Source organism: Achromobacter aegrifaciens (genome assembly GCF_902859965.1).
Classification (GTDB): domain Bacteria; phylum Pseudomonadota; class Gammaproteobacteria; order Burkholderiales; family Burkholderiaceae_B; genus Achromobacter; species Achromobacter aegrifaciens.
This window is the reverse complement of record NZ_CADIKO010000004.1, coordinates 20,863-41,033: the sequence shown is the minus strand read 5'-3', so window position 1 is coordinate 41,033 and position 20,171 is coordinate 20,863. Positions and strand designations below refer to the sequence as shown.

Below are 20,171 nucleotides of genomic sequence, written 5' to 3'. Positions count from 1 at the left end.
GCGCCGCTATTGCAGCTTGATGCCCAGCTCCTTGATCAGCGGTCCCATGTCGGCGCGGTCGGCTTCGATGGTCGCGGCCAGTTCCTCTGGCGTGCTGCCGATGGGAATCATGCCCAGGGTTTCCATCTGCGCGCGCATCGCGGGTTCCTTCAGTATGTCCGCCACTGATTTCTGGATCAGCGCCACGCGGTCGTCCGGAATGCCGGCGGGCGCCATCAGTCCGATCCAGGGCTGCGGCGCGTAGTCCTTCAATCCGGATTCCTTCAGCGTGGGCGTGTCGGGCAGGCCGCCGAAGCGCTCCGGGCTGGTGATCGCCAGCGCGCGCAGGCGGCCGCTGTCGATCAGGCCCTTGGAACTCGAAGGCGCGTCCAGGCCCACGTCGAGCTGGCCGCCGATCAGGTCGTTCTGCGTCTTGCCCGACGAAGACGAGGGTACGTACAAGGCCTTGATGCCGGCGCGCCGCGCCGTCTGTTCCCAGACCAGGTGGAACGCCGTGCCGATGGAGAACGAACCCACGCTGAGGTTGCGCGTCTTGCTTTCGCGCACGAAGTCTTCCCAGCTTTTGAGCGGACTGTCCTTGGGCACGATGAAGATGAAGGGCGTGCGCGCCACCACCGAGATCGGCTTGAGGTCCTTCTGCGTATCGAATGGCAGGCTGTCCACCGCGAAGGGCACGATGGTGACGGACGAGGCCACGACCATGCCCAAGGTGTAGCCGTCGGGCGCGGACTTGACCAATGCGCCGGTGCTGATGATGCCGGACGCGCCCGGCTTGTTCTCCACCACCACGGGCTGGCCCCAGGCAGCGCCCAGTTTGCTGGCCAGCACGCGCAGCATGACGTCCACGGGACCGCCGGGCGGGTTGGACACGATGATCTTGACGGGTTTGTCGGGATAGGCGGCGGCAGCCGCCAGCGGCGCCAGCAGCGCCAGCGCGAGCGCGGTTTGCTTGAACATGGAATTCCCCTTGTTTTGGTGTGTTTGATGCGCGGGCAGCGTCCGCCCGCGGCCCCGCACATGCCGTCCCGGTTCAGGCCAGGATCTGCATGTGCGGGGCCGGCGGCCAGCCTGGCGCGTCGCCGCGGATGAACGCGATCCACGCCTGCTGCGTGGCGTGAGCAAGCTGCCGCGCCTGTTCCGCCGGCAGGCCGGCAAGCATGGGCGCGCCGGCGAATGCCGCCAATGTGTCGAAGACGAAGGGCAGCTCGATGCAATGGCAGGCGCCGAAGGCCGCCGTGGGCGCCACGTCAAAGCGCGCCAGCCAGGCTTGGCGGCCTTGGGCCGCGGCGTCGGCGGCCCACTGGCGCGAGGGCGCGCCGAATACCTCGTCGCCCAGGTCCTGGTCGGCAGCTGTGCGGCCATTGCCGGGAAAGGCGGCCATTTCGTCGCGCGTGTAGCAGACCAGCACGTCCGCGCGGGACGAGGCCCGCTTGAGCGCGGGGGCGATATCGTGCGGCAGTATTGCGCCGTCGAGCACCGGCGCGAACTGGCTGCGGCTGCTGCCTTCGGCGCGCAGCGTTTCGGCGACGGCGGGCGCCTGCTGCGCCGCCAGCAATGCCGCCACGGGCAGTTCGCGCGCGGCATCCAGGGAATCGGCGCCCGCGGCCGCGAGGAAGGCCTGTCCCAGCGCATCGGCCTGCTTTGCGCTGCGAAACCCCCGGCCCAGCGCCGCGCTTTGCAGGATGGCGCGGGAGAAGCGCGGCTGGCGCGCCAGCATGGCGCAGATCGAGGATGCGCCCGCCGACTGGCCCATGACGGTGACTTGCTCGGGATCGCCGCCCAGGTCCTGGATGTTGTCCAGCACCCAATCGATGGCGGCTTCCTGGTCCAGCAGGCCCGCGTTGGCCGTCTGGCCAGGCACGTACAGCCAGCCCAGCGCGGCCAGCCGGTAGTTGACCGCGACCACCACCATGTCGCCGCGCTGCGCGAGGTTCGCGCCGTCATACCAGTCCAGCGCGCCGCCGCCGCTTTGCCAGGCGCCGCCATGCAGCCACACCACCACCGGCCGCCGCCTGCCGTCGGCGGCGGGGGTCCATACGGTCAGGTGCAGGCAGTCCTCGGATTGTTCGGCGTCGAAGTCGCCCATGGCGCCGCGCAGGCGCGAGGGCAGTTGCGGCGCGACCGGTCCCGGCCGGGTGGCGTCAAGCTTGCCGCGCCATGCTGCGGGCTGCGGCGGTGCGAAGCGCAGGCGGCCAACGGGCGCCTGCGCGTACGGAATGGCGCTGTAGCGGCACACGCCGCTCTCCTGCACGCCGGTCAGCGTGCCTGCCTGCAGCGACGCTTCCACGAACTGACTCATATCCTGCCCCTTGTTTCTGGTCTGTAGCCCGGCCGCGGCAGGCGCCGCGGCGGTCGGACTATGGTAGGGAGGAATGGGCCGCGCCAGGCATGCAGGTTTTGAACATTGCCATGCGCAATCCGCATGGCTGGGGCCGGAGCGCCGGCTACTTGAGGATGCGCGCGTCCAGGCTGTTGTCCGCCAGGGCCTGGGCCTGCGCCCGCGACATGCCCAGATGCTCGTACAGCGCGTGGAAGTTCTCGTTGACGTAGCCGCCGAAATACGCGGGATCGTCGGAGTTGACGGTGACCTTCACGCCCGCGTCCAGCAGCGACAGGATGTTGTGGTCGCGCATGTGCTGGAACACGCGCAGCCGGGTGTTGGACAGCGGACAGACCGTCAGCGGGATCTGCTCGTCGATCAGGCGCGCAATCAATTTCGGGTCTTCGGCGGCGCGCACGCCGTGGTCGATGCGCAGCACCTTCAGCAGGTCCAGCGCTTCCCAGATGTATTCCGGCGGGCCTTCCTCGCCGGCGTGCGCAACGCCCGGCAGTCCCTCGGCGCGGGCGCGGTCGAACACGCGCTGGAACAGACGCGGCGGAAAGCCCATTTCGCTGCTGTCCAGGCCGACGGCGATGAACGCGTCGCGGTGGGGCAGGGCGGCTTCCAGGGTGCGCATGGCCTGCTCTTCGGGCAGATGACGCAGAAAGCTCAGGATCAGTCCGCTGCTTACGCCCAGCTGCTTGCGGCCGTCTTCGAGGGCCTGGTTGATGCCGGTCAGCACTACGTCGAACGGCACGCCGCGATCGGTATGGGTCTGCGGGTCGAAGAAGGGTTCGGTATGAACGACGTTCTGCTCGCGGCACTTGAGCAGATAGGCCCAGGTCAGGTCGTAGAAATCCTGCTCGGTGCGCAGCACGTCCGCGCCGCGGTAATAGAGGTCCAGGAATTCCTGGAGATTGCCGTAGTCGTAGGCCGCGCGCAGGGACTCGATGTCCGGCCACGGCAGCGCCACGCCGTTGCGCTGCGCCAGCCGGAACAGCAGCTCGGGTTCGAGCGAACCTTCCAGGTGCAGGTGCAATTCCGCCTTGGGCAGTGCGTTGAGCCAGTCGTACATGGGTGCTCCGATCAAAAAGTGTTGCCTGTCCAGAATAACGCGCAACGCGCCGGCAGGCTCAGGCCGTCAATGCGACGGCGTCGGCCTGGATGGCGAGCTGGAGCTGGGCGGCGAAGGCGCGCGCCTGCCGCGTGCTGGGGCGGTCGCGGCGCCAGATGGCCGCCAGCGGCGACTTGCGCAGGACCGGCCGGTCGGCCAGGACCACCAGCTCGCCGCGCGCCTGCCGGATAGCGGCCACGCTGCCGGGCAGCATCCACAGATACAGGCCGTCCAGCAGCATTTCGCGGCCGAATTCCAGCGACAGGGCGCCGATCATATCCGGAATCGCCAGCCCCGCCTGGCGCAGCGACATTTCCAGTTCGCCGCGGATGCGGCTGCCGGGCAGGGCGGTGATCCAGGGATAGGCCACGTAGTCGGCCAGCGTGGCGCCGGGCTGGCCGGCCAGCGGATGATGCGTCGCGCAGGCCAGCACTACCGGATCTTCCAGCAGCGTGGTGGAGCGGTAGACCTGCGGATTGACGGTGGACGAGAAGCGGCTGATCAGCACGTCCAGCGCGCCGGCGTCCAGGTCTTCGATCAGCCGTTCATGCGTGCCGATTTCGATGGTGAGCGTGATGCGCGGATAAGCCTGGCGGTAGGCGCGCGCGGCCTCGGGCACCGGCCAGCCCGCGAACATCGAAAAACAGCCTACCGTCAGGCTGCCCTCGTCGCCGCGCGAGACCGCGGCGAGATCGATCTCGGCCTTGCGGAAGTCGGTGAGCAGCAGGCGGGCATGGCGGCACATGGTTTCGCCCAGCGGCGTGCAGGTGGTGCCGCGGGCGGTGCGTTCGAACAGCCGCGCGCCGACCAGCTCTTCGATCTCGGCGATGGCGCGCGACAGCCCCGACTGTGTGCTGTGCAATTGCGTGGCGGCCTTGGACAGGTTGCCCAATTCGGCGACGGTCAGCACGATTTCCAGATGCCGGATGCGGAGCTTGCCTCGGAACGGTGTCATGGCGCGGGTCGGAGGGGAGTAGCCGATTATTCTCTCCCGGCGCGCGCTTGGCAACGCGGTGCGGGATTCGGCCGGCCGGGATTCGGCCGGCCGGGATTCGGATATAGTTCGCGCCAGACCGATAGTCGGACGCGCGGCCTGGGCCAGCGCGGCGGCCGGCAAGAGCAGAGGGCAGGCATGAAGGCAGCGGTGTGCGGCGCGTGGAGAGTGAGCAGGCTTGCAGCGGCGGCGCTGGCTGCGCTGGCCTTGAGCGGCTGCGGCGCATCCCGGGTCGACGGGGTGTCGGTTGCCTGGCCTCCGTTCCGGGACGGGACTCTTGCGGCGCTGCCATCGGATCCGGCCCAATGCCCGGATCTGGCCGGCGTCTATCGGGCGCAAGGCGAGTTCGTGTCTGGCGACCGCGAGGCCGGCGTATCGATGGACCTGCGCAAGTTCCTGCAGTATCCCCTGGACCTTCCGGGCATGTCCGACAACCCGTTGCCGGAATGGCGTTCCGGACCCGAGGCCACTGTGGCTTTCACGGCCGCCGCGGACGGATGGGAGATATTGGCGCTGGACGGGCAGGGCGCGCGCGCCTTGGGCCGCCTGCCGCAGTTGAACGGCGAGCAGGATCCTGCCGCCCTGCCTGGCGCGGCCCAGCCTTCCAGGCCGGATGGCATCCGGCGCCTTGGCGGTTGCACGCAGGGCCGGCTGTGGATCAGCGTGCGGCACGACTGGCGCCAGTACGAGTCCATGGGTGTGCGGCGCCACGTGGCGCTGCTGCGGCCCGAGGCGGGAGGCCTGCTGGTGACGGTGGGGCGGGAATCCGACACCATCGGCCTGTTGCCCTGGTATTCGAATGAGGGCAGCGTGTACCAGTATTGGTTCGCGCCCGCGGGCCGCTGAACGCGGGCCTGGCAATTCACCGCGCGGTCTGACCGCGCTCCATCCACGAGCCTCATGACCTCTGAAAACCTGTCCACCGCCGCATCCGACCCGCGCGCCCGCTTCGTCTCCGGGCCGATGGGCCCGCATGTGCTGGAAATGGTCCTGACCGGCTGGGCCAGCATGCTGGCCGTGTTCGCGGTGGAGTTCCTGTCGCTGCTGTACCTGGGCACGCTCAAGGACGAGGCGGTGCTGGGCGCGGTGGGCTTCGGATCGATGACGCAGTTCACCATCATCTCGGTCTGCATCGGCGTGAGCGTGGGCGGCACGGCCCTGGTGTCGCGCGCGCTGGGGGCGGGCGATGCGCCGCGCGCCCGCGCGCTGGCGGGCGCCTCGCTGGTGCTGATGGTTGCCGCCGCGCTCGTGTCCGGCGCGTTGTTCCTGGCCGTGATCGGCCCCTACACGGCAGCCATCGACCTGGCGGAGGACGTGCGCGCGCATCTGCTGTCCTATGTGCTCATCACGACCCCGTTCGCGGTCGTGATGGGCGTGGGCATGATGCTGTCCAACCTGTTGCGCGCCGCCGGCCATGGCCGCCAGTCCATGTGGGTGCTGCTGGCGGGGACGGCGGCGGTCGCGGCGCTGGATCCGCTGGTCATCTTCGTGCTGGACGGTGGCATGGAGGGCGTGGCCTGGGCCGGCGGCATGAGCCGCCTGGTCACAGTGGCGCTGGGCGCCTGGCTGGTGTTCGGCAAGCATCGCCTGGTGACTTGGCCCGCCGGCGCCGCGCTGCGTGCGCACCTGGCCGCAATTGGGCGGATCGCCTTGCCTGCCGCGCTGACCACGCTGGCCACGCCCGCGGCAGTCATCTTCACCCTGTCCACATACGCCGGCTTCGGCTCCAGCGTGATGGCGGGCGCCACCGTGGTGGACCGGGTGCTGCAACTGGCCTACGCGCTGTTCTTCGTACTGCCCGGCGCCATCGGGCCCATCCTGGGGCAGAACCTGGGCGCAGGGCAATGGGACCGCGTACAGGAGACGGCGCGCCTGACCGCGCGCTGGTCCTTGACGTATGGCTTCGGCGTGGCGGTCCTGCTGGCCTTGCTGGCGCCCTGGATGCCGGATCTGTTCCAGGTGACCGGACCTGGGCGCGACCTGATCGTTTTTTTCTGCCGCTACGGCAGTTTCGCCTGGGCGCTCAACAGCCTGTACTTCGTCGCCGTCGCGGTGTTCAACAACCTGGGCTATGCCACGTACTCCACCGCCATCGGCTGGCTGCGCGCCACTGTGGGCACCTTGCCCTTCGTCTGGCTGGGCGCGCATTACGGCGGCCCGGAAGGCGTGTTGGCGGGGCAGACCGTGGGCTTTGCCCTGTTCAGCCTGATCGCCATGCTGCTGTGCCGGCGCGTGCTGCGCGCGCCGCCCGCGAGCGCGGCGGCGCAAGCGCGGCAGGCTGCCTAATGCACTGTTTTCGGATCCCCTTCATGGGTAGATGCCGTGAGCCGGTGACCGGGCGGAGGGATCCGAAGCGCAGCCCCACCGGGGCGAGCATCGGAATCCCGCAGTCCGGACGCCGGCGGCTCAAGAACCGTGCTTCCCAAAACCGAAGTGCGGGTGGCAGGGATTCGAGCTTGCGGATGTCAGAGTCCTTTAGCCGCCGAGGCCACCCTGCGCCATTCCGATGCTCGCCCCGGTGGGGCTGCGCTTCGGATGGCTCCGGGCAGCCTCGGCTGAGAGTCGCCTAGGGCGCCGCGAAGTTGCTTCCAGCCTGCAAGGCGTTTGGGCGGCAATGCGGGCGGGCCTGCCCAGGAGGCCGTTCGATTTTGACGGCCGGTCGCGGTACGATCCCGGCTGACTTCGATTTTTCAGGATTGCCATGCGTCAGCGTTCCGTACGCCTTCGAATCGACACCTTCTCCCGTGTGCTGCTGGCCGCGGCTTTTGCCGCCGCCGCAGCCGGCGCCGCTCAGGCGCAGGGGCCTGCTTCAGCCACTGGATCGCGCGCCCAGCCGTCGGTGCCGGTGCAGACCCTGCCGGCCCTGACGCCCAAACGCAGCTTCGACGACGCTCCCGCGCCAGCCGCCACCGCGCCGGCGGCTCCGGCCGATGACCGGGCCGGCCAGGTGTTGCCTCCCAGGTCGGCTGCGCCCGCGCCGGCAAGCTTGCCCGCGCCCGCGACCTTGCCTGCGCCCGCGGCGGCTCCGGCCGCTGCCGTCCCGGCGGCGACCGCTGCGCCTGCCGCAACGGCTGCGCCGGCTGCCACCGCGGCGCCCGCCGCCACCGCCACCCCCGCGCCCACGGTCATCATCCCGACCGAACTCGACACCAAGGCCTGCATCGCCAAGCTGCGCAAGGGCGCCACGGCCAACGGCCTGACCGTGGCCGATTGGGACAAATACACCGCCAACGCCAAGCTGCTGCCCACCACGGTCGCATCGGCCAAGGGCCAGCCCGAGGGGCGCGAGGCCTGGTGGGACTACATCGCCAAGACCGTGGACGAAGAGCGCGTGCGCGACGGCCTGGGGGTGCTCGCCAAGTATGGTCCGCAACTGTCGGCCATCAGCCAGCAATACCAGGTGGATCCGGCCACGTTGGTCGCGATCTTCGGCATCGAGACCAACTACGGCCGCCAGGTCGGCAGGACCAATGTGCTGGACGCCTGGCTGACGCGCGCCTGCACCGAGAACAAGTCGCTGTGGGAAAAGAACGCCTACGCCTCGGTGCGCCTGCTGCGCGACGGCGTGGTGCCGGCGGACAGCTTCGTCGGTTCCTGGAGCGGCGCCTTCGGCATGACGCAGTTCATCCCGACCTCGTTCTATGAACTGGCCGCCGATGGCGACGGCAACGGCAAGATCGATCTCTACAACTCGCTGCCCGACGCGTTGGCGTCGACCGCCAATCACCTGCGCAAGCGCCGCGCCAAGTGGACGCACAGCCTGCCCGCCGTGATCGAAGTGCGTGTGCCGGCCGAGCTGGCCTCTGCCATTCCGGCCTCGCCCGAAGCCGAATACGTGGGCTCGCAGGACCGCCGCACGATAGCCCAGTGGGCCCAGGCCGGCGTGAAGCAGGGCAACGGCTCGGCCTTGAAGTTGGCGTCGGGCAACGACGAGCAGGCCTATCTGTTCGCGCCCACGGGTTCCGCTGGCCCGGTGTTCCTGGCGACCGTGAATTTCGACGCCATCCTGCATTACAACCAGTCGCGCCGCTATGGCTTGGCGGTGTCGATGCTGCTCAATCGCCTGCAAGGCGGTCCGGATCTCGTCGCGGCCTGGCCCACGGACGACCCCGGCCTGTCGCGCGCGCAGATCAAGGAGCTCCAGGAGATGCTCTACGGCCTGGGCTATGACGTAGGCGTGGCCGACGGCATTCCGGGCAGCAAGACCCGCGATGCCGTGCGCGAAGAACAGGTCAAGCGCAAGCTGCCGGAAGACGGCCGCGTGGGCAAGCGCATCTACGACGCCATCAAGGCCACCTGGCCGCCCGCGGCGATCCAGGCTCGGCCGGCAGCCCAGCAATGACAGGGGCTTCCGGCACGCAGGGCTACGGTGAAAACGCCGCGGCCCTGGCGGACCAGTACGAGAGCATCGCGTTCGCGGACGTGCACCGCAGTTGAAAGCCACGCCCCGGGGCCGGCCTCGGCCCGGGGGATTCGTCCGTTGGACGATGGGCCGGCGGGCCGTCCGCCGGTATCATTTCCGTCACGCCATTCCTTCCGCCCGCCATGTCCGCCGCACTGCTCCCCGACACTTTCCAGACCGCCCGGCTGCAAGCCCGGCGCATGGACGAAACTGATTTTTCCTTCATTGCCGCGATGCATGCGGACGAGCGCCTCATGGCCACCATGGGCGGCACCCGGACGGACTCGGCCAGCCGCCGCTATCTGTTGCAGAACGTCGAGCATTGGGCCGAGCTGGGCTACGGCATGTATGTGCTGGCCGACCGCGCCAGCGGCGCGCTGGCGGGCCGCGCGGGCTTGAAGCGCACCCAGTCGCGGGGCTGCGACGAGGTCGAGGTCGCCTATGCCTTCCTCCCCGCGAGCTGGGGCATGGGATATGCCACCGAAATCGCCCAGGCGCTGCTGTCGTTGGGATTCGGGCGCTTGCCGGTCGAGGCGCTGTCGGCCGTGGCGCTGGAAGAGAATGCCGCGTCCTGCCGGGTGCTGGAAAAATGCGGCATGCGCCAGATCGGCGGCGCGGGAGCGGGCGGCGCTGGCAAGCGTCGCTACGAAATCCGCCGCGCCGAATGGCCGCTGCCAGAGGCGGACGCGGCGGCTGGCGCAGGGCATCGGCGCTAAGATTCGGGTATGAGCACCAAGCAGATCCCCGACGACGACCCGCAACCCGTTCCGCCCGTCGCGCCCGAACCCGAAGAGTGTTGCAACAGCGGCTGCATCCCCTGTGTCTATGACACCTACAACGAAGCCATGGACGATTACCGGGAAGCGCTGAAAGCCTGGCGGGCCAGGCATCCGGAGCAATCCAAAGGCTAGGCGCCTGGCGGGGCGGGCAGGCGTCAGCCCGCCAGCTTCATGTGGATGATGGGACGAGGGCGACCCGCGTCGTCGTGCTCCGAGCGGCCCACGTCCTCGAACCCGTAGTGCTTGTAGAAGCCGTGGGCCTGGGGATTTTGTTCGTTGACGTCCACCACCAGGGTGCCGTGCAGCGAGCGCGCGAAGTTCAGCAGGCGCCGGCCAGCTCCCTTGCCGCGCTTGTTGGCATCCACGAACAGCATCTGGACCTTGTTGCCGTTCAGGCCCATGAAGCCAGCGACTTCGCCGGCATCGTCCTCACAGACCCAGACCCGCACCGAAGGCAGGTCGGTATTGAGCACCTGCGGGTACATGGCCTGGATTTCCTTTTCCGTCAGGAACGTGTGGGTGGCGCGTACCGAACGGAGCCAGATGTCCACCAGGGCCAGGTCATCGCCGTGGTTGCGTTCTCGGATATTCATTTTTCTAATGGTTTTACAGGTCGGGTGCCGGCGCGGTCCTTGGCTACGCCGGTCTTTTTGCCGCTAGAGCCCTGCGCGGTAGAGCTCGGTCGCCGCCAGGACGGTTTCCATCTGCACAGTATGCGCGAAAACGAAGCGCTCGCCGTAGACGGTTTCATCCGGAAACTCGGAAATCAACGCCATGGGCAGGTCTTCGCGGTCGCTTTCGCTGATCTGCACCGGGATGCCGTTAAGCACGTCGAATCCGGTTTCGAGCGCGTGCGCCTGGAATAGTTCAAGTTGTCGCGCATTGAACTCGACCAGGCCGGGAACGGTGCGGGCCAGCCTGGCGGTAACGCCCTCGATCAGGCGGTGGGCGCGGTCGCCCCAGCCCGGGTGATGGCGTAGCACCAGGAAGAAGCCCTTGGGGATGGTCCACAGCTCGAAATGGCGAGGCAGGTAGCCGGACAGCGGCCGGGTCCATTCATGGGCGGGATAGCCGTGCAGGTTGATGTGCAGCTGCGCGCCGCTGATCGCATGCGCCTGGTGGCGGCCTTCGCGTTCGAAGAACGGGGCGCGCTCGCGGTAGGCGATGTCGTCGCCCAGCGCGCTGTAGCGCGAGGCGTGCAGCATGTGGCGCGGGTGGTGCGCGCGCAGGCGGTTGAACAGCGCGTAGCCATCGGGATTTTCGGCGGCGATCAGGGCGAAGTGCGCGTCGCCGCGCTCGGCTAGCGTTTGCGCCGCGCGCAGGGCGCCGACGACGCCAGAGGTTTCGTTGGCGTGCTGCGCGCCCGAAATGAAGACCGCGGGGCCGGGGCCGCGCAGGTAGGTGCCCAGCACCGGACGGCCCTGGCGCGATACGGCCTGGAAGGAGTCTCCGCCGAACGCCGCCATGCAGCTGGCGATCTGGCCTGCCGACAGCGGTTCGCGGGCCTGGGCCAGCGGTGCAGCCAGCGGCGCGGGCGCAACGGGCGCCAGGGCGCCGAAATGCTCCAGCGAGATCTGCACGCGCGCCGCGCCGTCGTGGCGGCGGATGTCGGGAATGATCTGGCCGGGTTGCAGGCCGCGGTCGCCGGAGGGGCGGCCCGAGTGTTTCTGGAAGTGTTCCAGCAGCGAAAAATAGATGTCTTCGTGCAGCGCCTCGAAGGTGCTGACGATTTCCTCGTCCACCGGCAGGGCGAAGTCGATGCCCGGCAGATCCACGCGGATTTCCAGGCGTTCGAAATAGGGCTCGTGCGCGCCCCAGGCATGGTTGCGCACCGTGTCCAGGATGGCGCGGAACGCCTGCTGGTATTCGGTGGCCTGGGCGGCATCGGTCTGAAGCGCGCCTTCGGCGTCGCGCACGCGCAGCCAGCCGGTGGGCGACAGTTCGGGCGTGCCGTCCTGGGCGTACCCGACCTGGTTGGGCGCATAGACGCGGGTATCGAGTTCGCGGCCATCGGCGTAGCGCAGGCTGACGTCATAGTGCAGGTCATCGGCGCCGGGCTGCATGGCGACGTCCACGCCTTGCAGCAGCGCGATGAGCGGATAGGCTTCCAGCGTGAAGCGCTTGGCCTGTGCATGTTCGTGCAGCGGATAGCGCACCACGACGGACGCCAGCCCTTCGCGCTCGACCTCTTCCAGGAAGTAGTGCAGCAGCGGCTTGTAGGCGCTGCGAAAGCGCGCCGTGACGCCGGCTTGCGCCAGGCGTTCCTGGGCCGCGCGGCGCGCTTCCACGCCTTCGAACAGCCAGCCTTCCACGACCGCGCCGCGCCAGGCCGGCGCCATGTAGGCGTGGGTCCAGGCGTCCAGCGTGCGGTCGAATGTTTTTTCCAGCAAAGACATACTCGATATTCCTTTCAGGCGGACCGGGGCGGCTTCAGACCTTGCCGGTCGGATCCAGGCGGTCGCGCAGCCAGTCGCCCAGCAGGTTCAGGCCCAGCACCGTCAGCATGATGGCCAGGCCCGGGAAGACGCTGACCCACCAGGCCGTCTGCATATACGTGCGGCCGTCGGCAAGCATACCGCCCCAGCTCGGGATCATGGGGTCCACGCCCAGGCCCAGGAAGGTCAGGCTGCTTTCCAGCAGGATGTTGTTGGCGACGTTCAGCGTCATCAGGATGACCAGCGGACCCAGCAGATTGGGCACGATGTGGTGGCGGATCATGGCCAGGTCGCGCACGCCGAAGGCGCGGGCGGCCAGCACGAACTCACGCTCGCGCAGGGCCAGGACCTGGGCGCGCACCAGGCGCGCGTATTGCACCCACTGCGACACGATCATGAAGAAGATGACGTTGAACAGCCCGCCGCCCAGGATGGCGATGAAGGTGATGGCCACCAGGATGAACGGCAGCGCCAGCTGCACGTCGGCAAAGCGCATGACGATCATGTCCCAGAAGCCGCGGTAGTAGCCGGCGATCAGGCCCATGACGATGCCCAGCAGCGCGCCGCCGACGACCGAGGCGAAGCCCACCGTCAGCGAGATCTTGCCGCCGACGATGACGCGGGCCAGCACGTCGCGGCCCAGCGGGTCGGTGCCGAAGGGGTGGGCCGCAGAGGTAAAGGGAGCCATCAAGCGGGCGGCCAGGTCCATGGCTTCGCCGCCGTCGGGAAACAGCCAGCCGGAGGTCAGCACCAGCACGATCATGGTGCCGGTCAGCAGCGCGCCCAGCACGAATTCCAGCGAGCGGTAGCGGCTGCGGGGCTTGGCCGCCTTGGCAGCGGCGGCGGTGGGGGTAGTAGTCTGCATAAGGCTCAGCGCGTGCGGATGCGGGGGTCGACGATGCCGTAGGCGATGTCGACGATCAGGTTGACCAGGACGATGACGGAGGCCAGCACGGTGACCGTGCCCTGCAGCACCGGGTAGTCGCGGCCGGAGATGGCGTCGAACGCCAGCGTGCCCAGGCCGGGCCAGTTGAAGACCATTTCAATGACCACGATGCCGCCGATCAGGCCGCCGAACTGCAGGCCCAGGTAGGTGATGAGCGGAATCGCGCAGTTGCGCAGCGCGTGCTTGTACAGCACCACGCGTTCCTTCAGTCCCTTGCTGCGCGCCACCATGATGTATTGCGCCGATAGCGTTTCCAGCATGGTGGTGCGCACCAGGCGGATGTTGGTGGCGCTGAGGATGATGGCCATCGTCAGCGACGGCAGCACCAGGCTGGCCGGCCCGCTCCAGCCGGACGGCGGCAACAGCGGGAAGGTGATCGACAGCAGCAGCACCAGCATCAGCGCCAGCCAGAAATTGGGAAAGGACAGCCCCACCAGCGACAGGATGCGAATCGCCTGGTCCGTGGTCTTGCCGCGCTTGATCGCGGCCTGGATGCCCAGCGGCAGCGAGATCAGGATCGACGCCAGCAGCGAGGTGAACGCCAGCATCAGCGTGGCGGGCAACGCATCGCCGATCAGCTTGGCGACCGACGTGCCACCCATGAAGCTGCGGCCGAAATCGCCATGCAGCAGCCCCTGCATATAGGACAGGTACTGCTCGTAGAAGGGACGGTTCAGGCCCAGCGCCTCGCGGATATTGGCCAGGTCCTGCTCGGTGACGCTGCCCGAGCCCTGGCTGAGCATCAGCGCAGGATCGCCGGTCAGGCGCACGGCATAGGAGACAAGCAGTGTCACCGCGACAATCACGAAGACGGCCTGCAACACGCGTTTGATGAGAAATCCGGTCATAAATCGCCGTCCCGGCTTGCGCCGGAACGGGTCGGTAAGGTTAATGCCTCAAGGCAGCGCCAAAAGCATTCCAAAAAAGTGCCGGTTGTTCATAGCGTCATCACGCCAATAGCAACCGGTCCTCCCCAAGCGGGATGCCGCGGAGCCGGCTTTGCCGGTCCGCAGGCATGCCCCCTGGGGGGAAGCGCGCAGCGCTTCGGGGGGGGCGTCAGTCCACAGAGGCGTTCAGGAACCGGAAGCGGATATCGCCCGGAACCTCCAGATCCTTCACGCGCTTGTTCACCCCGACGATCGTGTTCAGGCTGTACAGCGGCATTTCCAGCGCCTGGTCGGCCACGTAGCCGGCGATCTCCTGCAGCATGGCTTCGCGCTTCTTCACGTCATAGACCGTGCGCTGCGCTTCCAGCATGCCGTTGAGCTTGGCGTCGTTGTCGTACGGGTTCCACTTCTGGCCCGTGTGGTACATCAGGTAGGCCGTGTTGTCGTAGTCGTAGGTCCAGCCGCCCCACTGGTTCTGCCACATTTCGCCGGTCTTGCCGCCGGGGATGATGTCGTTGAGCAGCACGCCGGTTTCATACGGCTTGATCGTGGCGCGCACGCCCACGCCTTGCAGATAGCCCGACACGGCCTGGGCCACTTCGCGGAAGTTCGAATCGCTGCCGCGGACGTCGATCTGCACGGTGGCGCCCGGCTTCACGCCGGCGGCGGCCAGCAGCTTCTTGGCTTCGGCGGGGTTGAAGGGCAGGGGCTTCTGCTCGGGGTTGTAGCCGAAGGACTGCGGACCCTGGAAGCTGGCGATGGTCTTGGCCTGGCCCAGCAGCAGTTGCTTGACGATGGCGTCGCGGTCCACGGCCATGATCAGCGCGCGGCGCACGTCGCGGTTCTGCGTGATGCCGCTCTTGGTGTTGTAGCGCAGCGCGAAAGCGACCGGGCCGCCGGTGGAGATGACATCGGCGTTGCCGGACTTCTTCACGGTTTCGATCAGGCCCAGCGGGATCAGGGTGGCGACGTCGATGCGGCCAGCCTGCAGCTCGGCGACTTGCGTGCCCGGCTCGCCGATGAAGCGGTAGACCACCTTGTCCAGCTTGGGCTTGCCGCCCCAGTAGTCGTCATTGCGCGCCAGCGTCACGTTGACCTTGGGCTGGTAGCTTTCGAACTTGAACGGGCCGGTGCCGACCGGGTTGGTGTTGAAGTTGTCTTCGCCCTTTTCCTTGATGTACTTGGGCGGCACGATCATGGCGCCATAGCCGGCCAGCTTGGTCAGCAGGACCGGATCGGGCTGCTTCAGGATGAAGTCCACGGTGTATTCGTCCACCACCTTGATCTCGCCGATCGAGTCGTAGTTGGACTTCTGCGGACCCTTGGCGCCTTCCGCGCCCAAGAGGCGCTCGAAGGTGAACTTCACGGCTTCGGCGTTGAAGGGTTCGCCGTTGTGGAACTTGACGCCTTCGCGCAGCTTGAAGCGCAGGCGCTTGTTGTCGTCCAGGTATTCCCAGCTGGTGGCCAGCCCCGGCTGCAGCTTCAGGTCGGCGCCGCGCATGGTCAGGCCGTCATACAGGTTGCTGCCCACCGAACCCCAGAAGGTCACGAAGGTGTCGATCGGGTCCCAGCTGCCCGGGTCCTGGTTGATGGCGACATTGAGCGTGCCGGCGGCGTGAGCGGTCGTGAAGACTGCGGGCAGCGCGCCGCCCAGCGCCAGAGCCAGGGCGGTGGCGGTGTAGGTTTTGCGTAGGGAGAGCATGTTCAACTCCAGGAACGGGAAGCCGGACGGACCGACGTGAAAAAGGATATGCGGCTCAAGCCGCGCGGGCCACCTGGTGGCCGGGCGCGAATTCAACCAGGGGAATGATGGCGGGTTCGTCGCCGACGCGCCGTACCGGGCTGGGAATCTCGCCTTCGATCAGCGAGGTGTCGATGTGGCGGCCGGGCTCGGCCACCGGCACGGCGGCCAGCAGCTTCTTCGTGTACGCGTGTTGCGGCGATTCGAAAATCTGGCGGCGGGTGCCGAGTTCGACGATCTGGCCCAGGTACAGGACCGCGACGCGATGGCTGACTTTCTCCACCACCGCCATGTCGTGCGTGATGAACAGATAGGACAGGCCGCGGTCCTTTTGCAGGTCCATCAGCAGGTTCAGGATCTGCGCCTGGATCGACACGTCCAGCGCCGACACGGATTCGTCCGCAATGATCAGTTTGGGATTGCTGGCCAGTGCGCGCGCAATGCAAACGCGCTGGCGCTGCCCGCCCGAAAATTCATGCGGGTAGCGCTTGGCGTGTTCGGGCTTCAGGCCGACCTGCTCCAGCAGTTCGCCGATGCGGCGGGCAATGGCGTCTTCGCTGGTCAACAGGCCGTGCGTGCGGATCGGTTCCGCGATGCTGAACGCCACCGTCTTGCGCGGATCCAGCGAGGCGTAGGGATCCTGGAAGATGTACTGGATCTCCTGGCGCAGGCGTTGGCGGCCGGCGCTGTCCATCGAGAAAATGTCCTGGCCGTTGTAGCGCACGGCGCCCGAGGTCGGCGCCACCAGCTGCTGCAGGGTCTTGCCGATGGTGGACTTGCCGCTGCCGGACTCGCCCACCAGCGCCAGCGTTTCGCCAGGGTAGACGTCGAAGCTCACTTCCTCGACGGCGTGCACGCGATGCGTGACACGGCCGAAGAAGTTGTGGCCCACGTCGAAGCGGGTGGTCAGTTTTTCCACGCGCAGCACGGGCTCGTCGTAGCGCGCGGTGTCCTGCTCGCGCGTCTCGCCCACTTCGCGCAGCGTGTCGCCTTCCAGCACGGTCTGCGGCGTGCGCAGCGGCAGGTCGCGGCCCGTCAGGCTGCCCAGGCGCGGCACCGCCGCCAGCAGCGCGCGGGTGTAGGGATGCTTGGGCGCGTTGAAGATCTCGTCCACGGTGCCTTGCTCGACCTTCTTGCCGCGCAGCATCACCACCACGTCGTCGGCCATTTCCGCGACCACGCCCATGTCATGGGTGATGAAGATCACCGCGGTGCCCAGGTCGCGCTGCAGTTCGCGGACGGTGTTCAGGATCTGCGCCTGGATGGTGACGTCCAGGGCCGTGGTCGGCTCGTCGGCGATCAGCAGGCGCGGCTGGCACGACAGCGCCATCGCGATCATCACGCGCTGGCGCATGCCGCCCGACAGCTGGTGCGGGTAGCGGTCCAGCATCTGTTCGGCGTCCGGCAGGCGCACCTTCTCCAGCAGTTTGCGCGCCGCCTGGCGCGCGGCCGAGCGCGACAGCTGCTGGTGCAGCATGATGGCCTCGACGATCTGGTCGCCGACGGTGAACACCGGGTTCAGCGAAGTCATCGGCTCCTGGAAGATCATCGCGATGTCGTTGCCGCGGATGGCGCGCATGTCTTCGTCGGAAGCCGCGGTCAGGTCGATCTCGCGGTCGGCGCTGTCGCGGAACAGGATCTGTCCCGTGGCGATGCGCCCGTTGGTGTAGTCCGTCAGGCGCATGATGGCCATGGACGTGACCGACTTGCCCGAGCCCGATTCGCCGACGATGGCCAGCGTCCTGCCGGGGCGCACCTCGAAATCCAGGTTGTCGACGGCGCGGAACACGCCGTTTTCGGTATTGAAGTCGACCGACACGCTGCGCACGGACAGCAGCGGGGCGGAAGTAGATGCGGTGGTGCTAGACAACGTGGATTCTCACAGGGAGGTGGCGGCGCGGGCGGCCTGGTCGTACAGGCCCGAGAGGGCGCGCAGAGTGTTGGCCAGCTGATGGCTGGCGTCGTCCGCCGCGGGGGAGTCGATGAAGGGTTTGACGAGGCATTGCTCGCGCACTTCGGCGTAGCGCTGGATGGCGGCCGCGCCGGCGTCGGTCGCCGTGTAGATCACTTCCTTGCCCGTCTTGGCGCTTTGCACCACGCCCAGGCGCTCGAGTTTCTTCAACGAGTAGTTCACCAGGTGGGTGTCCTCGACGTTGAGCGTGAAGCAGATGTCCGCCAGCTTCTTGCCCCGGCCGCGGTGGAACACGTGGTTGAGCACCAGGATGTCCAGTGAGGTCAGCTCGGGCAGTCCCGCACAGGCCATGCAGCGCACCATCCAGCGGTTGAACGCGTGCGAGGCGATGATCAGGCCGAATTCGACTTCGGAAAGCTCGGGGGCTGAAGAGGCCAGATGGGAGGAGGAAACAATGGCGTCCCGGACGGATACAGGCATGGGCGGGGAGGGGAAGGGGACGGATCGGCGATAAAACGTTGGCGAATTATTGACGATTTGTTGATATGCCCGTATCGGGGATAACCCGTGTTCAACCAACTGGTCCCAGGCTCTACCGCCGGTTTTCAGACTCGCCCTATTTTTTATTCGCAGCACCTCTCCACGTAAAAGATTCCACAGGGTCGCTTGCTCCGAGTCGCTTGCTGTTTGTTTCACATCAAATCGTCCTTGCTGTAGAGATGATAGTTCCGGACTGCGGAACTATGGTCTTTGTTCACCAATTTCCTATTCTTTATCCGCTAAATTCAACTAAGTACGCTAATTTTTGAATTTATACATTCAGATATCTATTGTTATTAATTGTGTTTTAAGGCAAACTCGAAAAACATTTAGTTTCATACAGCGATAACAAGGAGCGCCGCGCACGTCCGCAGGCGCCATACCGGCATGAATCACTATTGGCGCCTGCGCATGGCCGCGGGCATGTTGGCGGCTGGCTTTTTCCCGGCTGGGTCCGGTGCGCAGCCGCTGCCCGAAGCAGCGGTGCGCGCCACCGAAATCGAACGTCGCCAAGAACAGGAACTTGGAGCGCAGCGCGCCCGAGCGGCCGAACGGCCGGACGTGCTGTCGCCCGCCGCGCCCGCCGCCGGCGGCCTGGTCCTGCCGGTCGAAACGCCTTGCTTTGCCCTGAAGGAAGTCGTCTGGGACGGAGCGCAGCCGGCTGAATCGCTGGCGCGCGCAGCCGATGCCGTCGTTGGCCATTGCGTGGGCGGCCTGGGGTTGCGGGCCTTGCAGGAACATCTGATCGGCCTGCTGATCGATCGCGGACTCGTCACGGCGCGGGTGGTCGTGCCGGAACAATCCCTGGCCGCGGGCACGCTGACGCTGCGCTACCTGCCGGGCCGCATATCCGCCGTCAAGGGCGAGGGCGCCATCGGCTGGTGGCGCACGGCCTTGCCCACGGGGCCGGGCGGCGAAGTGAACCAGCGCGACCTGGACCAGGCGCTGGAAAACATTCGCAGGCTGGGCAGCCAGGCCGATGCGTCCATCGACGTCGCGCCCGGGCCGGAGCTGGGCGATTCCGACATCCTCATCCGTCCCGGCACCGGCAAGCGCTGGCATGGGTACATTGGCGGCGACAACGCCGGCATGGACGCCATCGGCAAGTACCAGGTCAACGCCGGCCTGACCCTGGACTCGCCCCTGTTCCTGTACGACCAGCTGTCGGTGTCGTGGAACAGCAATGCGCGCTGGCGTGACGCCGAGTCGAACACGCGCGCCGCCTCGCTGAACTACAGCATTCCCTTCGGCTACTGGACTTTCTTTGCCGGCGCCAGCAAATCCACCTACCGCCAGACCGTGGCCGGCTTCGATGAACCCATCATCTACGGCGGCACGACCAAGCAGGTGCAGGCAGGCGTCTCGGTGGTGCCGTATCGCAGCGCCACCTACAAGGGCACGGCATCGCTGACGCTGCTGCGCAAGCGCACCACCAGCACGCTCAACGACGTGGACATCGAGGTGCAGCGGCGCGACGTCACCGGCTACGAGTTCAACCTGGGGCATCGCCACTATCTGGGCCGCGCCGCGCTGGACGTCGGCGGGGGCGTGCGCGGCACGCTGACCGGGCTGTCCGACCAGCCGGGCTACGTCTATGGCGATCCGGATTGGAACGGCCGCAGCACCATACTTTCGGCCAATGCGGGCCTGTATCTGCCGTTCGAACTGGCGGAGCAGCCCTTGGCCTACCAGCTGAATTGGCAGATCCAGCACGCCAAGACGCCCATCGTGCCGTCCGACTACTTCACCATCGGCAACCGCTATGCGGTGCGGGGTTTCGACGGGCAGATGACGCTGGCCGCCGAGGACGGCTGGACCTTGCGCAACGACTTGTCGCTGGGCCTGGACAAGCTGCTGCGCGTGCCTGGCCACCAGTTGTACACGGGCCTGGACGTGGGCCGGGTGGGTGGTCCGTCGGCGGCGTCGCTATCCGGCCGCACGCTGGTCGGCGCCGTGGCTGGGCTGCGCGGACGGCTCGCCATGCCCTATGTCAACGCCAGCTATGACCTGTCTGCCGGCTGGCCGCTGAAAAAACCCGAGTCCCTGAAAACCGCCTCGACCATGTTCGCGGCGGTGCTGATGTTCGAGTTCTGATCCGGCG

17 protein-coding genes are annotated in these 20,171 nt (G+C 67.3%); 6 read left to right on the top strand and 11 right to left on the bottom strand.

The window, feature by feature from the left end; all coding sequences use genetic code 11:
• Nucleotides 1-6: 6 nt before the first annotated feature.
• From HV793_RS24740 to HV793_RS24725, 4 genes are all read right to left on the bottom strand, one after another.
• Nucleotides 7-957: a Bug family tripartite tricarboxylate transporter substrate binding protein gene (locus HV793_RS24740; RefSeq protein ID WP_175214086.1), complete on the bottom strand. Its 951-nt coding sequence runs from the start codon at nucleotides 955-957 to the stop codon at nucleotides 7-9.
• A gap of 73 nt (nucleotides 958-1,030) precedes the next feature.
• Nucleotides 1,031-2,299: a carboxylesterase family protein gene (locus tag HV793_RS24735; protein WP_175214085.1), complete on the bottom strand. Its 1,269-nt coding sequence runs from the start codon at nucleotides 2,297-2,299 to the stop codon at nucleotides 1,031-1,033.
• A 145-nt stretch (nucleotides 2,300-2,444) separates the two neighbouring features.
• Nucleotides 2,445-3,395 carry an adenosine deaminase gene (locus HV793_RS24730; protein ID WP_054452656.1) on the bottom strand — a complete coding sequence of 317 codons (951 nt, stop codon included), beginning with the start codon at nucleotides 3,393-3,395 and terminating at the stop codon, nucleotides 2,445-2,447.
• Between the two features lie 58 nt (nucleotides 3,396-3,453).
• The gene (locus HV793_RS24725; protein ID WP_175214084.1) at nucleotides 3,454-4,389 is read right to left on the bottom strand and encodes a LysR family transcriptional regulator; all 936 of its coding nucleotides are present in this window, start codon (nucleotides 4,387-4,389) and stop codon (nucleotides 3,454-3,456) included.
• Nucleotides 4,390-4,596: 207 nt separating this feature from the next.
• Here HV793_RS24725 and HV793_RS24720 point away from each other — a divergent pair, with 207 nt between their 5' ends.
• From HV793_RS24720 to HV793_RS24695, 5 genes are all read left to right on the top strand, one after another.
• Nucleotides 4,597-5,274: a hypothetical protein gene (locus HV793_RS24720; RefSeq protein WP_244958695.1), complete on the top strand. Its 678-nt coding sequence runs from the start codon at nucleotides 4,597-4,599 to the stop codon at nucleotides 5,272-5,274.
• A gap of 54 nt (nucleotides 5,275-5,328) precedes the next feature.
• Nucleotides 5,329-6,714 (top strand): MATE family efflux transporter, encoded by a 1,386-nt coding sequence (locus HV793_RS24715; RefSeq protein WP_175214083.1) that lies wholly within the window; start codon nucleotides 5,329-5,331, stop codon nucleotides 6,712-6,714.
• Between the two features lie 415 nt (nucleotides 6,715-7,129).
• Nucleotides 7,130-8,770: a lytic murein transglycosylase gene (locus HV793_RS24710; protein WP_175214082.1), complete on the top strand. Its 1,641-nt coding sequence runs from the start codon at nucleotides 7,130-7,132 to the stop codon at nucleotides 8,768-8,770.
• A gap of 203 nt (nucleotides 8,771-8,973) precedes the next feature.
• Entirely contained in the window at nucleotides 8,974-9,546 is a 573-nt protein-coding gene (locus HV793_RS24700) for a GNAT family N-acetyltransferase (RefSeq protein WP_054452642.1), read from the top strand.
• A gap of 9 nt (nucleotides 9,547-9,555) precedes the next feature.
• The gene (locus HV793_RS24695; RefSeq protein ID WP_054452636.1) at nucleotides 9,556-9,741 is read left to right on the top strand and encodes an oxidoreductase-like domain-containing protein; all 186 of its coding nucleotides are present in this window, start codon (nucleotides 9,556-9,558) and stop codon (nucleotides 9,739-9,741) included.
• Between the two features lie 23 nt (nucleotides 9,742-9,764).
• Here HV793_RS24695 and HV793_RS24690 read toward each other — a convergent pair whose 3' ends face one another.
• The 7 genes from HV793_RS24690 to HV793_RS24660 form a co-directional block, all read right to left on the bottom strand.
• Complete coding sequence (locus tag HV793_RS24690; RefSeq protein ID WP_054452633.1) at nucleotides 9,765-10,202, bottom strand: acetyltransferase; 438 nt, start codon at nucleotides 10,200-10,202, stop codon at nucleotides 9,765-9,767.
• 63 nt (nucleotides 10,203-10,265) lie between these two features.
• Nucleotides 10,266-12,005, bottom strand: coding sequence for a M14 family metallopeptidase (locus tag HV793_RS24685; RefSeq protein ID WP_175214081.1), 1,740 nt, complete (start codon nucleotides 12,003-12,005; stop codon nucleotides 10,266-10,268).
• 34 nt (nucleotides 12,006-12,039) lie between these two features.
• A complete protein-coding gene (locus tag HV793_RS24680; RefSeq protein WP_054452624.1) occupies nucleotides 12,040-12,909 on the bottom strand; it encodes an ABC transporter permease in 870 nt (289 codons plus the stop codon).
• A 5-nt stretch (nucleotides 12,910-12,914) separates the two neighbouring features.
• Nucleotides 12,915-13,838 carry an ABC transporter permease gene (locus tag HV793_RS24675; protein WP_125472618.1) on the bottom strand — a complete coding sequence of 308 codons (924 nt, stop codon included), beginning with the start codon at nucleotides 13,836-13,838 and terminating at the stop codon, nucleotides 12,915-12,917.
• Nucleotides 13,839-14,046: 208 nt separating this feature from the next.
• Entirely contained in the window at nucleotides 14,047-15,579 is a 1,533-nt protein-coding gene (locus HV793_RS24670; RefSeq protein ID WP_125472617.1) for an ABC transporter substrate-binding protein, read from the bottom strand.
• A 55-nt stretch (nucleotides 15,580-15,634) separates the two neighbouring features.
• Nucleotides 15,635-17,488 carry an ABC transporter ATP-binding protein gene (locus HV793_RS24665; protein WP_342357267.1) on the bottom strand — a complete coding sequence of 618 codons (1,854 nt, stop codon included), beginning with the start codon at nucleotides 17,486-17,488 and terminating at the stop codon, nucleotides 15,635-15,637.
• Nucleotides 17,489-17,497: 9 nt separating this feature from the next.
• A complete protein-coding gene (locus HV793_RS24660) occupies nucleotides 17,498-18,010 on the bottom strand; it encodes a winged helix DNA-binding protein (RefSeq protein WP_035360603.1) in 513 nt (170 codons plus the stop codon).
• A 447-nt stretch (nucleotides 18,011-18,457) separates the two neighbouring features.
• Between HV793_RS24660 and HV793_RS24655 the strand changes: the two genes are divergently transcribed.
• Nucleotides 18,458-20,164 carry a ShlB/FhaC/HecB family hemolysin secretion/activation protein gene (locus tag HV793_RS24655; RefSeq protein WP_175214080.1) on the top strand — a complete coding sequence of 569 codons (1,707 nt, stop codon included), beginning with the start codon at nucleotides 18,458-18,460 and terminating at the stop codon, nucleotides 20,162-20,164.
• Nucleotides 20,165-20,171 lie beyond the last annotated feature (7 nt).